Raw genomic sequence first — 12,344 nt, forward strand, 5'->3', positions numbered from 1 at the left:
TTTGCTGAGGCTTCACCGCTACACTGGCGTGCCGTGATGATCACCCTCGACAACGTGACGAAGCAGTACAAGCAGTCGGCGCGGCCGGCGTTGGACAACGTCAGCGTCAAGATCGACAAGGGTGAATTCGTCTTCCTGATCGGTCCGTCCGGTTCAGGCAAGTCCACCTTCATGCGGCTGCTGCTGGCTGAGGAGCACCCCAGTTCGGGCGACATCCGGGTGTCGAAGTTTCACGTCAACAAGCTGGCGGGCCGGCATGTGCCGAGCCTGCGGCAGGTGCTGGGCTGCGTGTTCCAGGACTTCCGGTTGCTGCAGCAGAAGACGGTGTTCGAGAACGTCGCCTTCGCGCTGGAGGTCATCGGCAAGAAGCCCGACACCATCAACCGCGTGGTTCCCGACGTGCTGGAGATGGTGGGGTTGTCCGGCAAGGCCAATCGGCTGCCGGCCGAGTTGTCCGGCGGTGAGCAGCAGCGCGTCGCCATCGCCCGCGCCTTCGTCAACCGGCCGCTGGTGCTGCTGGCCGACGAGCCCACCGGCAACCTGGACCCCGACACCAGCAAAGACATCATGGATCTGCTCGAGCGGATCAACCGCACCGGAACCACGGTGCTGATGGCCACCCATGACCACCACATCGTCGACTCGATGCGCCAGCGTGTTGTCGAGTTGTCGCTGGGCCGCCTGGTCCGCGACGAACAGCGCGGCGTTTACGGAATGGATCGATAAGTGCGTTTTGGCTTCCTGATCAACGAGGTCGTCACCGGGCTTCGTCGCAACGTCACCATGACGATCGCGATGATCCTCACCACGGCCATCTCGATCGGCCTGGTCGGCGGTGGGCTGCTGGTACTGCGGTTGGCCGACCAGTCCCGCGACATCTACCTCGACCGCGTCGAGACGCAGGTGTTCCTCACCGATGACATCTCGGCCAACGACCTGACGTGTGACTCACCGCAGTGCCAGGCCCTGCGTCAGGCCATCGAATCTCGCGACGACGTGAGCTCGGTGCGCTTCCTCAACCGCGACGACGCCTACGAGGATGCGGTGCGCCGCGTTCCGCAGTACCGCGACGTCGCCAGCAAGGACGCTTTCCCGGCCTCGTTCATCGTCAAGCTCGACAATCCCGAGCAGCACGCCGACTTCGACGCGGCGATGGTGGGACAGCCGGGAGTGCGCAGCGTGCTGAACCAGAAGGAGCTGATCGACCGGCTGTTCGCCGTACTCGACGGGCTCTCCAGTGCGGCGTTCGCGGTGGCTCTGGTGCAGGCCGTGGGCGCGGTGTTGCTGATCGCCAACATGGTCCAGGTCGCCGCCTACACCCGGAGGACCGAGATCGGCATCATGCGACTGGTGGGCGCCAGCCGCTGGTATACCCAGCTGCCGTTCCTCCTGGAGGCGGTGATCGCCGCGACCATCGGTGTGATCATCGCCGTGCTGGGATTGATCGCGGTGCGGGCGTGGTTCCTGGAGAATGCGCTGGACCAGTTCTATCAAGCCAATCTCATCGCGCGCATCGACTACGCCGACATCCTGTACATCTCGCCGATACTCTTCGGGCTGGGTGTGCTGATGTCCGGCGCGACGGCATACGCCACGCTGCGCCTCTACGTACGCAGGTAATCCATGGCAAAAACGGGCGCGGCGAAGAAGATCGTCGACAAACGCAACAACCAGGTCGTTGCGACCAACCGCAAGGCCCGGCACAACTACACGATCCTCGACACCTTCGAGTGCGGGGTGGTGCTGCAGGGCACCGAGGTGAAGAGTCTTCGGGAGGGCCAGGCGTCCCTGGCCGACGCGTTCGCCACCGTGGACGACGGGGAGGTGTGGCTGCGCAACCTCCACATCCCGGAATATCACCTGGGCACCTGGACCAACCACGCCACCCGGCGCAATCGCAAACTGCTGATGCACCGCAGCGAGATCGACAACCTGACGGGCAAGATCCGCGACGGCAACCTCACCCTGGTACCGCTGTCGATCTACTTCCTCGACGGCAAGGTCAAGGTGGAGCTGGCGCTGGCCCGCGGTAAGCAGGCGCACGACAAACGTCAGGACATGGCCAAGCGGGACGCCGACCGGGAGATCACCCGCGAGCTCGGACGCCGGGCCAAGGGCATGCGCTGACCGGAATCCTGGCCGCGCTGGTCTCGGCGTTCGCCTACGGCATCAGCGATTTCGTCGGGGGAGTGGCCGCGCGGCGGGTGGCTGCCCTGCGGATCATCCTGGTGTCGTATCCGGTGGCCATGGTGCTGCTGGCTGTCGCTGCCACGGTGGTCGGTGGCCAGGTGAGCCCTCCTGCGGTGTTCTGGGGCGCGGTGTGCGGCATCAGCCAGGCGCTGGGGGTGTGGTGGTTCTATGCCGCCCTGGGCGCCGGCCCGATCTCGGTGGTGTCGCCGCTGACCGCCATCCTGGTCGCCGGCGTGCCCGTCACCGTGGGGTTGGCGCTGGGGGAGCGGCCCGCTGCGCTGGCCGGAGTGGGCATCGTGGTGGCGCTGCTGGCGGTGTTCCTGGTCAGCCGTGACGCCTCGGACCCCGGGTCGGCGCGCCCGTTCACCAAGAAGGTCGCGTGGTTGACCGTTGGATCCGGGCTGGCCTTCGGGCTGAACTTCGTGCTGATCGATCAGGCCCCGGTGGAGGCCGGCCTGTGGCCGCTGGTGTTCGGCCGGATCTCGGCGACCGTTCTGGTGGTGGTGTTCGCGATCCTCACCCGGAACCTGATGCCGCCCCAGGGCGCGCCGTTGAAACTGGCACTGCTGGCGGCAGTGCTGGACACGGTGGCCAACGTCGCGATGTTGCTGGCGCTGCACTCTTCGCTGCTGTCGCTGGCGGGGGTGCTCATCTCGCTGTACCCCGCCGCCACGGTGCTGTTGGCCATCGTGGTGCTGCGGGAGCGGGTGACCTGGCGGCAGGTGGCCGGCATGGTGCTGGCGCTGGCCGCGGTGGCCATGATCGCTGCCGGGTAGGGTCTGACGGGTGGCGCAGGATGCGTTGATCCAAGAACTGTCCGCGGCGGTGGAACGCAGCCCAGAGGTTCTCTCGCTGCGACTGCACCTGGCCGAACTGATGTTGCAGGACGGCCGTGCGGCCGAGGCGCTGGGACACTGCAGCACTGCACTGACGCAGAGCCCGGGCAACACCGAGGCGCTGGCCCTGCTGCAGCGCTGCAGCGCCGCGCTCAGTGGGCAGCCGGCGCACAAGAGCTTCGACTGGTCGGCCGCCGAAGAGGAAGTGGCCGACATCATCGGGCCTGCCTTCGTGGAGGCGCAGGAGTCGCCCTCCATCCTGGACGACGACGATCACGACGCCATCCAGCGCACCGACGTCCGACTCGTCGACGTCGCAGGAATGCCCGAGGTCAAGAAGCAGCTCGAGCTGTCCCTGCTGGGCCCGTTGCGCAATCCCGAGTTGATGAAGGCCTACGGTGTCTCCACCCGCGGCGGCCTGCTCCTGTACGGCCCGCCCGGCTGCGGCAAGACTTTTGTCGCCAAGGCGGTGTCGGGGGAGTTGGGCGCCAACTTCCTGCCGGTCGGCATCACCGACGTCATGCACCATTTCTTCGGCGACAGCGAACGTGCACTGCACGAGATCTTCGAGACCGCCCGTCGCAATGCGCCCTGCGTGCTGTTCTTCGACGAGGTGGATGCCCTCGGTGGACGGCGGTCGGCCACCGGATACAACTCCGCGTTGCGGATGGTGGTCAACACCCTTCTCTCCGAGATGGATTCGGCCACCTCCTCCAACGACGGGCTCTACATCCTGGGTGCCACCAACATGCCCTGGGACGTGGATCCGGCGCTGCGGCGACCCGGCCGGTTCGACCGGATGATCTTCGTGGGACTGCCCGACGCCGAGGCGCGCGCCGCGATTGTGCGCAGTCACCTGCGCGACCGGCCGGTCGCCGGGATCGATCTGGGCAAGATCGCCGGCCGCACCGAGGGGCTTTCCGGGGCTGACCTGGCGCACCTGTGCGAGGCGGCCACTCAACTGGCCATGGCAGATTCACTGCGGAGCGGGCAGGTCCGCCCGGTCGCCATGGCCGACGTGGACGCCGCACTTGCCCACATCAAACCCAGCACCGGCCCGTGGTTCGAGGCGGCGCGCAACGTCATCGAGTTCGGCAACCGCGACGGCAGCTACGACGATCTGGCGAAGTTCATGCGCAACAAGAAGTTTCGTTGACCGCTGTCGAGGAGGTGCTGGGCCGGGCCCGGCTCTACTCGGCCGCTCGCCAGTTCGACAAGGCCGCAGAGGTGTTGGGCTCAGCGCTGCAGTCCCATCCCGACGAGCCGACTCTGCTGGTGGCCATGAGCCGGGTGCGGTTGCACCTGGACGATCCCGTCGCCGCGGCGTCCAGCGCGCACAACGCGCTGACCCTCGCCCCGGAGCGCACCGACGCCATGCGGGTGTACGCCGCCGCGCTCGAGCGCCTGGGCCGCCGTGACGACGCCATGTCCGTCGCCTACCGCGCCGTGTGCACCGATCCGCAGAACCACCTGACCCACTTCACCTACGCCTCCGTGCTGCTGAACGCCGGGTACGCCCCGCAGGCGCTGACCGCGGCAGCCGAGGCGGTCCGGCTGCAGCCGGGGGACGCCGAGAACCATTTCCTGGCGGGCCGGATCCTGGCCAAGCTCAACCGTCTTCACGAATCGAGCGCCGCCTACGAGGAGACGCTGCGGCTGGACCCGCAGCACGCCGACGCCGCGCACAACATCGCGGTGAACCGGCTCAACCGCGGCCACTGGAGCCGGGCGCTGCAGGGACTGCTGGGTGCCGCGCGGATGGATCCCGCCCTCGGCGACCACGTGCGCCGCAACATCGGTGTGGCGCTCATCCGGCCGCTGCGCTGGACCACACCGGCCGCGGTGGTCCTGTGCCTTGCCGCGGTGGTCTGCACCGCCCGTCCCGAGGACGTGGTGCCGCGCGTCGTGGCTGCGGTGGGCGCGATCCTGGTGTCGGCCCTGCTGGTGTGGATCACCCGGCTGGTACCGGCCAGTGCGCGCCGATCGGTGGTGCGCACCCGTCCGATGCTCGCCGCCCGGGCCGGGCACGGCGTGGGCGCGGTGCTCATCGGGGCGGTGGCCGTCACCGGGTTGGTACCGGCATTCGTGCTGTCAGCGTCGATGCTGCTGGTGCTGGCCGGGGTGGTACTGAACGTCATCGGCTGGTTGACCGGAAGCTGACCGATACTGCCGGGATCGCGCTTGTGTTGCGGCTAGCATCGTCGAGATGACCAGCCCCTCGCGTCCCGTCACCGTCCTCGACAGAACCGCAGTCCTGGCAGGGCTTTTCGCGTCGTGGGAGGCCATCGAGCGTCACCTCGCCGGTCAGGGGGCGCAGGCGTGGCAGGCCGGCACCGCGTTGCCGGGCTGGCGGGTACATGACGTGGTGAGCCACGTGATCGGCACCGAGTCTCTGCTGCAGGGCATCCCCACGCCGGAGGCCGACTGTGATGTCTCCGCACTCGACCACGTGCACAACGACATCGGGGTGCTCAACGAGTGCTGGGTACGGTTCCTGGCCGGCGAGTCGCCGGCGGACATGCTGGCCCGTTTCGGCGACATCACCGCGCAGCGAACCGCGATGCTGACGGCCATGACCGACGACGACTGGGACGCCGCGACACTGACTCCTGCCGGTCCGGACAGTTACGGCCGGTTCATGCGGATTCGTACCTTTGACTGCTGGATGCACGCCCAGGACATCCGGGAGGCGCTGAACCGCCCGGTCACCGACGCCGACCTGACCGGTCCGGACGCCCATCAGGCTCTCGATGAGATGTCCACGAGCATGGGCTTTGTGGTGGGCAAACGCGGTCAGGCGCCCCCGGGATCCCGGGTGGAACTGCAGCTCACCGGTGGGCTGTCCCGCACCATCCGGGTGGCCGTCGACGGCCGCGCCGCGGTGGTGGACGACTTCGGTGATGCCGAGCCCACCACGGTGATCCGGGTCGACGGGCTGCATTTCACCCGGCTGTGTGGGGGCCGGATCAAGCCCGGCGACGTCGACATCCAGGGTGACTACGCCACGGGCCGGCGGATCGTAGAGAACCTGAACTACGTGATCTAGCCGATGGGTTCGGGCATCGGCTTGGTGCGGTACTGGCATGTGGACTTCAAACCTGTTGCTGGATCCGATAATTCGACCTTCCACGCGTCGGCGAACTGATCCACGTCGGGCAGCATGGTGATGGTGCCCGACAGCAGCACGGTGCCCGGTCGGAACAGTCCGCGCTTCCGCAGCACGCCCAGCCAGTAGTCCGGTCCCAGCAGATCGGCCAGCGAGCCGGACTGGATCAGGGTCTCGTCGCTGCCGACCCAGGCGTTGAGGGTGATCTCGTCGACGCGATCGACGATGTCGGTGAGCCGCCAGGCCTTGGTACCCAGCACGTCGGGGGCGGCGTTCTTGCTCCACGCCACGCTGTGGGTCTCCAGGGTGCGGTCAGTGTGGTCGCAGGCCACCGTGAGCAGCACGTCTTCGTCGTCGGTGATCACCAGCGCCCATTCGGCCTCACCCGAGGTGCGGCCGTGCTGGGTGTGCACGACCTCGGTCTGCTGTGCCAGGTAGGGGGAGACCGGGTACAGCGCAGGTATGACAGATGGGGCGGGCACACCGAGCTCGGCCAATTCGGCGATGTGGGCGGCCACTTCGTCCTGGTTGCGACCTGCGTATCCGGCGTTGAGAACCGTGGTGGGCTCCACCGTCACCGTGGATCCGTCGGGCAGTTCGAACGTGAGCATCAGGCTGGCTCCTTCTCGTAAATTCTGCGTTTCCGGCTTGACCGCTTCGTGGCATACATGTTGTATACGAGAAGTATGGTACGTCACACGGTCGCCCGATGCGCGGCCCGCACACGAAGAGGATTGGTTCGATGACGGCCCACGTAACCGATAAAAAGAGCCTGACCAAGGCTTTCGCCGCCAGCCTCACCGGCACCGCGCTCGAGTGGTACGACTTCGCCGTCTACTCTGCCGCCGCGGCACTGGTGTTCCCGGTGGTGTTCTTCCCCGACAGCGACCCGCTGACCGGCACACTGCTGGCGTTCTCCACCTACGCCGTCGGCTACGTCGCCCGGCCCATCGGCGGATTCGTCTTCGGCCGCCTGGGCGACATCATCGGCCGCAAACAGCTGCTGGTGATCACGCTGCTGCTGATCGGCGTCACGACCTTTCTCATCGGGCTGATCCCCAGCTACGCCTCGATCGGTGTGGCCGCGCCCATCCTGCTGGTCGCCATGCGCTTCGCCCAGGGGGTGGCCGTGGGCGGCGAGTGGGGTGGTGCGGTGCTGCTGTCCAGCGAGTACGGCGACCCGAAACGACGAGGCTTCTGGGCCTCGGCGGCTCAGGTGGGGCCGCCCGCGGGCAACCTGCTGGCCAACGGCGCCCTGGCCGTCCTGACCTTGGCCTTCTCCGATGAGCAGTTCGAGGCCTGGGGCTGGCGCCTGGCGTTCCTGCTCTCGGCGGTGCTGATCGGCTTCGGCCTGTGGATCCGCCTCAAGCTGGAGGACACCCCGGTGTTCAAGGCGCTGCAGGAGAGCGGCGACCGTCCCGAGGCTCCCATCAAGGACGTCTTCACCACGCAGACCCGGCCCCTGATCGCCGCCATCCTGTCGCGGATCGCACCCGACGTGATGTACGCGTTGTTCACCGTCTTCTCGATCACCTACGGCACCCTGCAACTCGGCATGGACCGCAGTGAGGTGCTGATCGCCATCCTGATCGGCTCGGCCTTCCAGCTGGGTCTGATCCCATTGGCCGGTGCGGTGTCCGACCGGTTCAACCGCCGCCTGGTCTACGGTGTGGCCGCGGTGGGCGGCGTGATCTGGACGCTGATCTTCTTCCTGTTGATCGACACCGGGTCGTTCCCGCTGCTGGTGCTGGGCGTGGTGATCGGCCTGGCGTTCCACTCGTTCATGTACGGCCCGCAGGCCGCCTTCGTCACCGAGCAGTTCACCGTGCCGCTGCGCTCCACCGGGTCATCGCTGGCGTACACCATCGCCGGTGTCTTCGGCGGTGCCATCGCCCCGCTGCTGTTCACCTATCTGCTGGACGCCACCGGCGGCTGGCCCGCGATCCTCGGCTACATCGCCGTGGTGGGTGTGCTGACCGTGATCGGTCTGCTGTTGGGGCGCAATCCCGACAGCGCCGAGGAGGAGCACTACCGGGAGATGGCCGAATCCGCTACGCCTGCAACAGGATCTGCAACGTGATCTTCAGGTGCTCGTCGATGGTGCGGTGAGCCAGGTGTTCGTCGCCGCCGGCCAGCGCGTCGACGATGCGCTGATGTTCGGAGCAGACATCCCGGCGGCGCTGGTGCCCGTGCAGCAGCGCGGTCAGTCCGACGCGCAGCTGGCGGGCACGCAGCCCGGCGTAGGTGCGTGAGAGCAGGTCGCTGCCGGCGGCGTCGATGAGGATCTGATGAAACCGGGTGTCGAGTTCGATGAACTTCTGCGCCGCCCCGTCGTGGTCGGAGTCGCTGAGGTGATCCTGGTCGGCCAACGTCGACTGCATCTGCGCCACCGGCGAGCTGCCGGCCCGCAGGCAGGTCGACGCGGCGTGGCGTTCCAGCGCTCCGCGCAGGTCCATCAATTCGGTGATCTGCCGACCGGACATCGCGGGCACGAACACCCCGCGCTTGGGCACCATCTCGACCAGACCTTCGGCCTGCAACGTCAGCAGGGCCTCGCGCACCGGGGTGCGCGACACCCCGATCTGGGTGGCCAACTGCTGCTCGTTGAGGAACGTCCCAGTCGCGGCGGGTGAGCTGAGCACCTGGTCACGCAAGTAGGCATACGCCCGGTCGCGGCCCGAAAGGGATTGCATACCGAATGTATACCTCACGGTGCCGCTTGATCGGCCTAGCGCGGAACATTAATTCGCCGGCCGTCGTTGACCTGACCGGTATAGTTGATCTTCCTGCTGAGAGTCAGCGGGGGTGCGAGGGGCTGAACGGTTTCGACTTCGCGCATCGAATCAAGGGAAGCGTGCCGGTGCAGACAACTGACCACCGTAAGCGTCGTTGTAACCAATTAAGCGCCGATTCCAATCAGCGCGATTACGCTCTCGCTGCCTAAGCGAAGCTAATCCGTCAGACCGGGAGAGCCCTCGGCCCGGACCCTGGCGTCATCTAGAGGGACCCACCCACGGGTTCGGTCGCGGGACCCGTGGGGACATCAAACAGCGACTGGGATCGTCATCTCGGCTTGTTCACGTGACCGGGAGATCTGAGTAGAGACACAGTGAACTGCGCACGGAGAAGTCTTGAGGGAATGCCGTAGGACCCGGGTTCGATTCCCGGCAGCTCCACCAGAGAAAGCCGCAGGTCAGACGACCTGCGGCTTTTCTGTTGCGCGGTGGGCTGGCACCCAATCTGTCACGCTGTGCGGCGTGGATCTGATGTGGAGTGTCGTGGCGGTCACCGTCGCGACGTTCACCGTGCTGCTGGCGGTGCGTCGCGCGGTGATGGCGGTCAGCGCGCTGGTGTTCTCCCGCTATGTCGCTGTCGGCGGGCTGGTGGCCCTGCGCACGCAATGCACCGAGGGCGGCGACACCCGCATCCGGTTCGAGGTCGGCGGCCCCGGCGTCTTCCACAACGTCACGATGCAGTTGCTCGGAGCACCACCGAGCGATCCGCCGACGGTACGGCACACCATGGCCGCCGGTGATGCGGCGATCGAATGGACCTTCCCGACACCCGAGGAAGCGGACGCCCGGGTGCTGGTGACCTGGGTGCGGCCGTATCTGCAGGGCGTCGAGTCTGAGGCGCTGGCTGCGGTGCTGCACACCGGCCGGCTCTACGAATGGCGGTGGTACTCCGAGACCAACCGCTACCTGCGCACCATCACTCGGTTCTGTGCCCGGCGGGGCTGGCTGCCGGGCGTTGCGCTGCGCGAGGTGCCGCTATACGGCAGGTGGCGCCGTACCTCATCGAACAGCAGTGCCGATTTCCTGGGCCCGGCGGCCACCAGCCCGCCGATGCGCTGAGCCCGGGCCATCAGCGACACTGCCAGCGTCCCGCACAGGAAGCCGATCAGAAAGATCCCGCGTACTCCGCGCTTGCGTCGCCGTGACAGCGCCGAACCGGCGTACCCGCACACCGAGGCGGTCGCTGCAACGCCCAGCAGGAGCAGCGCGAGTTCCATGACTCCCACCCGGCGATCCCATCACCTTCGCCGGGACGCGCGGAAGGGCCGTGACCGAACCGAGCGGCAACCGTGACAGCCGCGTTCACGGCCGGCGGGGGTCGATCAGGGTGACGCCCACCGGCGCGGCCTGGCCGACCGTCGGCAGCAGGGCTGCGCCCTCGGCCAATCCCACCTCCCGCTCCACCAGCGCCTGCGGACGCAGACGGCCGGCGCTCACGAGTTCGAGCATGGGCGGATAGTCCCGCGCGGACATCCCGTGGCTGCCCAGTAGATCCAGCTCCCAGGCGATCACCCGGTCCATCGGAACGCCAGGGTGCCCATCGACATTGGGCAGCAGGCCGAGCTGGACGTGGCGGCCCTGCCTGCGCAGGCTCAGGATGGAGTCCGCGCATGTGCTGGCCGAACCCACGGCATCCAACGCGACGTGGCTGCCGCCGCCGGTCAGTTCATGGATCTGCGCGGGCACGTCCCGACCGTCGGCCAACACCGTGTGCTCGGCGCCGAGGGTGCGGGCCAGCTCCAGCGCCGCGGCGGTGCGGTCCACGGCGATCACCCGCGCGCCGGCTGCGACGGCGATCAGCACCGCGCTCAAGCCGATTCCGCCGACGCCGATCACGGCCACCCACTGTTCGGGCGCGACCCGGGCGCGGGCGGTCAGTGCCCGGTAGGCGGTGGCGAACCGGCATCCGAGACCGGCGGCTGCGGCGTCGCTGATTCCGTCGGGCACGGCGACCAGGTTCACGTCGGCGGCGTGCACGGCCACCAGTTCGGCAAACGAGCCCCAGTGGGTGAAGCCGGGCTGCGTCTGCGCCGGACACACCTGCGCCTGGCCGGCGACGCACCATGGGCAGATCCCGCATCCGCAGACGAAGGGTGTCGTCACGCGCTGGCCGACCGTCCAGTGCCGCACCTGCGCTCCGACCGCGGCGACCACACCCACCAGCTCGTGTCCGGGAACGTGCGGCAGGGCCACGCCGTCGTCGTGGCCGGCCCAGGCGTGCCAGTCGCTGCGGCACAGGCCGGTGTTGTGTACCTCGATGACCACCCCGCCCGCCGAGGGCGCCGGGTCTGCCACCGTCTGAACCTGGACGGGTCCACCGAATTCCTCGAACAGCACTGCGCGCATGAGCGACAAAGGTACTGGCGCTCAGCCTCGGCGCAGGATGTCGAAGGCTTCGGTGATCAGATCTGCGCGCGTGACCTGGGTGTCCTCGCCGAGGTACCAGCGCCGGATTCCCGCGCTGCGCAGCGCGCCGACGGCGCAACGGGCCAGCACCTCGCTGCGGAACCGGGGATCGGGGGTGGCGGGCAGCCGGTCGGCGATGGCGTCGGCGATGTGCTGTTCGAACCGCAGCAGCAACCCGGGGGTGGATTTCTCCAGCTTCGGGCCCGGCGGCCCGTCCTGGAACAGCCAGGACAGCGAATTGGCCTCTGGGAGTTGCTCTCCGAGCTCGAGTATGGCGTTGCGGACCGCATCCAGCGGTGACTCTGCGGCCGGGCGGCGACGGATGGTGTCGGCCAGCACCGGCAGCCGCGCTTCGATGTCCTCGATCAGCAGCGCTTCTTTGCCGGCGAAGTAGCGGAAGAAGGTCCGCTCGGTCACCCCCGCGGCGTCGGCGATGTCGCGCACCGTGGTCGCGGCGTAGCCATCGCGTGCGAACAGTGTGTCGGCGGCGTCCTGAATGGCGCGGCGGGTGGCGATCTTGTGTGCCTCGCGCCTGCCGATGTCGTCGCTCATGCGGCAACTATAGAAAAATCTTGTCAGGACTGACAGTTTGTCTTAAAGTGTCAGTCATGACAGATTCACGGCGACTGCGGATCGGATATCTCGCGGCGGGTGCAGTGTTCGGGGCGCTGTGGATCTCCCGCAGCGGCGACCCGCTCTGGGAGACGGTGCTGCGTCTCCTGGTGATCATGGGTGTGGCGATGGCGCTGTCAGCAGTACTGCGGCGCTGGGCAGCGCGGCGGGGCCGGACCGTGCCGGAGCACTCGATCGGCAGGTTCCTGATCGCCAAGCTGGGACTATTGCTGTTGGCGGTGGTGGCAGGGTTGATGTTGCAACCATGGGTGTCCGGCGCCGATCTCTGGATCGGGGTGGGAATGTGCGCGCTGGTGGCGGTCGCGGGGCCGATGCTGCACCCATGGCTGGCCGGAAGTGGGCCCCGCACGCCGGTTACCGTCTGAGAAGCCGTGACGC

At 67.7% G+C, this 12,344-nt stretch carries 14 protein-coding genes and 1 other RNA gene; 11 read left to right on the forward strand and 4 right to left on the reverse strand.

Annotated features, from left to right (window positions below):
- The first annotated feature begins 36 nt into the window (after window positions 1-36).
- Genes ftsE through G6N58_RS18770 form a run of 7 tightly spaced genes read left to right on the forward strand, consistent with a single transcriptional unit; the run spans window position 37 to window position 6,072 of the window.
- A complete protein-coding gene (gene ftsE / locus G6N58_RS18740; RefSeq protein WP_083735567.1) occupies window positions 37-726 on the forward strand; it encodes a cell division ATP-binding protein FtsE in 690 nt (229 codons plus the stop codon).
- Window positions 727-1,620, forward strand: a complete 894-nt coding sequence (gene ftsX / locus G6N58_RS18745; protein ID WP_068916061.1) for a permease-like cell division protein FtsX — start codon at window positions 727-729, stop codon at window positions 1,618-1,620.
- A gap of 3 nt (window positions 1,621-1,623) precedes the next feature.
- Window positions 1,624-2,127 carry an SsrA-binding protein SmpB gene (gene smpB, locus G6N58_RS18750; RefSeq protein WP_068916062.1) on the forward strand — a complete coding sequence of 168 codons (504 nt, stop codon included), beginning with the start codon at window positions 1,624-1,626 and terminating at the stop codon, window positions 2,125-2,127.
- Entirely contained in the window at window positions 2,124-2,966 is an 843-nt protein-coding gene (locus G6N58_RS18755) for a DMT family transporter (RefSeq protein WP_172545055.1), read from the forward strand. The genes smpB and G6N58_RS18755 overlap by 4 nt, the downstream gene beginning before the upstream one ends.
- Window positions 2,967-2,976: 10 nt before the next feature.
- Window positions 2,977-4,182 (forward strand): AAA family ATPase, encoded by a 1,206-nt coding sequence (locus G6N58_RS18760; protein ID WP_115277694.1) that lies wholly within the window; start codon window positions 2,977-2,979, stop codon window positions 4,180-4,182.
- On the forward strand, window positions 4,179-5,186 hold the full coding sequence (locus G6N58_RS18765) for a tetratricopeptide repeat protein (protein ID WP_163908252.1): 1,008 nt from the start codon (window positions 4,179-4,181) through the stop codon (window positions 5,184-5,186). Before G6N58_RS18760 ends, G6N58_RS18765 begins: the two co-directional genes overlap by 4 nt.
- 46 nt (window positions 5,187-5,232) lie before the next feature.
- Window positions 5,233-6,072: a maleylpyruvate isomerase family mycothiol-dependent enzyme gene (locus G6N58_RS18770; RefSeq protein WP_115277692.1), complete on the forward strand. Its 840-nt coding sequence runs from the start codon at window positions 5,233-5,235 to the stop codon at window positions 6,070-6,072.
- Here G6N58_RS18770 and G6N58_RS18775 read toward each other — a convergent pair.
- Window positions 6,069-6,743 carry a DUF2848 domain-containing protein gene (locus G6N58_RS18775; protein WP_115277691.1) on the reverse strand — a complete coding sequence of 225 codons (675 nt, stop codon included), beginning with the start codon at window positions 6,741-6,743 and terminating at the stop codon, window positions 6,069-6,071. The genes G6N58_RS18770 and G6N58_RS18775 overlap by 4 nt on opposite strands.
- 131 nt (window positions 6,744-6,874) lie before the next feature.
- On the opposite strand from G6N58_RS18775, the gene G6N58_RS18780 reads away from it, so the two are divergent.
- Window positions 6,875-8,212 carry an MFS transporter gene (locus G6N58_RS18780; protein WP_115277690.1) on the forward strand — a complete coding sequence of 446 codons (1,338 nt, stop codon included), beginning with the start codon at window positions 6,875-6,877 and terminating at the stop codon, window positions 8,210-8,212.
- Here G6N58_RS18780 and G6N58_RS18785 read toward each other — a convergent pair.
- Window positions 8,184-8,825, reverse strand: a complete 642-nt coding sequence (locus tag G6N58_RS18785) for a GntR family transcriptional regulator (RefSeq protein WP_115277689.1) — start codon at window positions 8,823-8,825, stop codon at window positions 8,184-8,186. The two genes, G6N58_RS18780 and G6N58_RS18785, sit on opposite strands and share 29 nt — an antisense overlap.
- 118 nt (window positions 8,826-8,943) lie before the next feature.
- Between G6N58_RS18785 and ssrA the strand changes: the two genes are divergently transcribed.
- Window positions 8,944-9,311: a transfer-messenger RNA gene (ssrA, locus tag G6N58_RS18790) on the forward strand.
- Between the two features lie 78 nt (window positions 9,312-9,389).
- A complete protein-coding gene (locus tag G6N58_RS18795; RefSeq protein WP_115277688.1) occupies window positions 9,390-9,986 on the forward strand; it encodes a hypothetical protein in 597 nt (198 codons plus the stop codon).
- A gap of 243 nt (window positions 9,987-10,229) precedes the next feature.
- Here G6N58_RS18795 and G6N58_RS18800 read toward each other — a convergent pair whose 3' ends face one another.
- Both G6N58_RS18800 and G6N58_RS18805 read right to left on the reverse strand, forming a co-directional pair.
- Window positions 10,230-11,273: a zinc-dependent alcohol dehydrogenase family protein gene (locus G6N58_RS18800; RefSeq protein ID WP_115277687.1), complete on the reverse strand. Its 1,044-nt coding sequence runs from the start codon at window positions 11,271-11,273 to the stop codon at window positions 10,230-10,232.
- 21 nt (window positions 11,274-11,294) lie between these two features.
- Window positions 11,295-11,885 (reverse strand): TetR/AcrR family transcriptional regulator, encoded by a 591-nt coding sequence (locus G6N58_RS18805; RefSeq protein WP_115277686.1) that lies wholly within the window; start codon window positions 11,883-11,885, stop codon window positions 11,295-11,297.
- Window positions 11,886-11,941: 56 nt separating this feature from the next.
- Between G6N58_RS18805 and G6N58_RS18810 the strand changes: the two genes are divergently transcribed.
- Window positions 11,942-12,331, forward strand: coding sequence for a hypothetical protein (locus G6N58_RS18810; protein WP_115277685.1), 390 nt, complete (start codon window positions 11,942-11,944; stop codon window positions 12,329-12,331).
- Window positions 12,332-12,344: the final 13 nt, after the last annotated feature.

Source organism: Mycolicibacterium tokaiense (genome assembly GCF_010725885.1).
Taxonomy (GTDB): domain Bacteria; phylum Actinomycetota; class Actinomycetes; order Mycobacteriales; family Mycobacteriaceae; genus Mycobacterium; species Mycobacterium tokaiense.

What these genes read in the sequence shown, in the direction of transcription:
- ftsE (WP_083735567.1), top strand. Translation starts at nt 37, where the DNA reads ATGATCACCCTCGACAACGTGACGAAGCAGTACAAGCAGTCGGCGCGG.
- smpB (WP_068916062.1), top strand. Translation starts at nt 1,624, where the DNA reads ATGGCAAAAACGGGCGCGGCGAAGAAGATCGTCGACAAACGCAACAAC.
- G6N58_RS18770 (WP_115277692.1), top strand. Translation starts at nt 5,233, where the DNA reads ATGACCAGCCCCTCGCGTCCCGTCACCGTCCTCGACAGAACCGCAGTC.
- G6N58_RS18775 (WP_115277691.1), bottom strand. Translation starts at nt 6,743, where the DNA reads ATGCTCACGTTCGAACTGCCCGACGGATCCACGGTGACGGTGGAGCCC.
- G6N58_RS18780 (WP_115277690.1), top strand. Translation starts at nt 6,875, where the DNA reads ATGACGGCCCACGTAACCGATAAAAAGAGCCTGACCAAGGCTTTCGCC.
- G6N58_RS18785 (WP_115277689.1), bottom strand. Translation starts at nt 8,825, where the DNA reads ATGCAATCCCTTTCGGGCCGCGACCGGGCGTATGCCTACTTGCGTGAC.
- G6N58_RS18800 (WP_115277687.1), bottom strand. Translation starts at nt 11,273, where the DNA reads ATGCGCGCAGTGCTGTTCGAGGAATTCGGTGGACCCGTCCAGGTTCAG.
- G6N58_RS18805 (WP_115277686.1), bottom strand. Translation starts at nt 11,885, where the DNA reads ATGAGCGACGACATCGGCAGGCGCGAGGCACACAAGATCGCCACCCGC.
- G6N58_RS18810 (WP_115277685.1), top strand. Translation starts at nt 11,942, where the DNA reads ATGACAGATTCACGGCGACTGCGGATCGGATATCTCGCGGCGGGTGCA.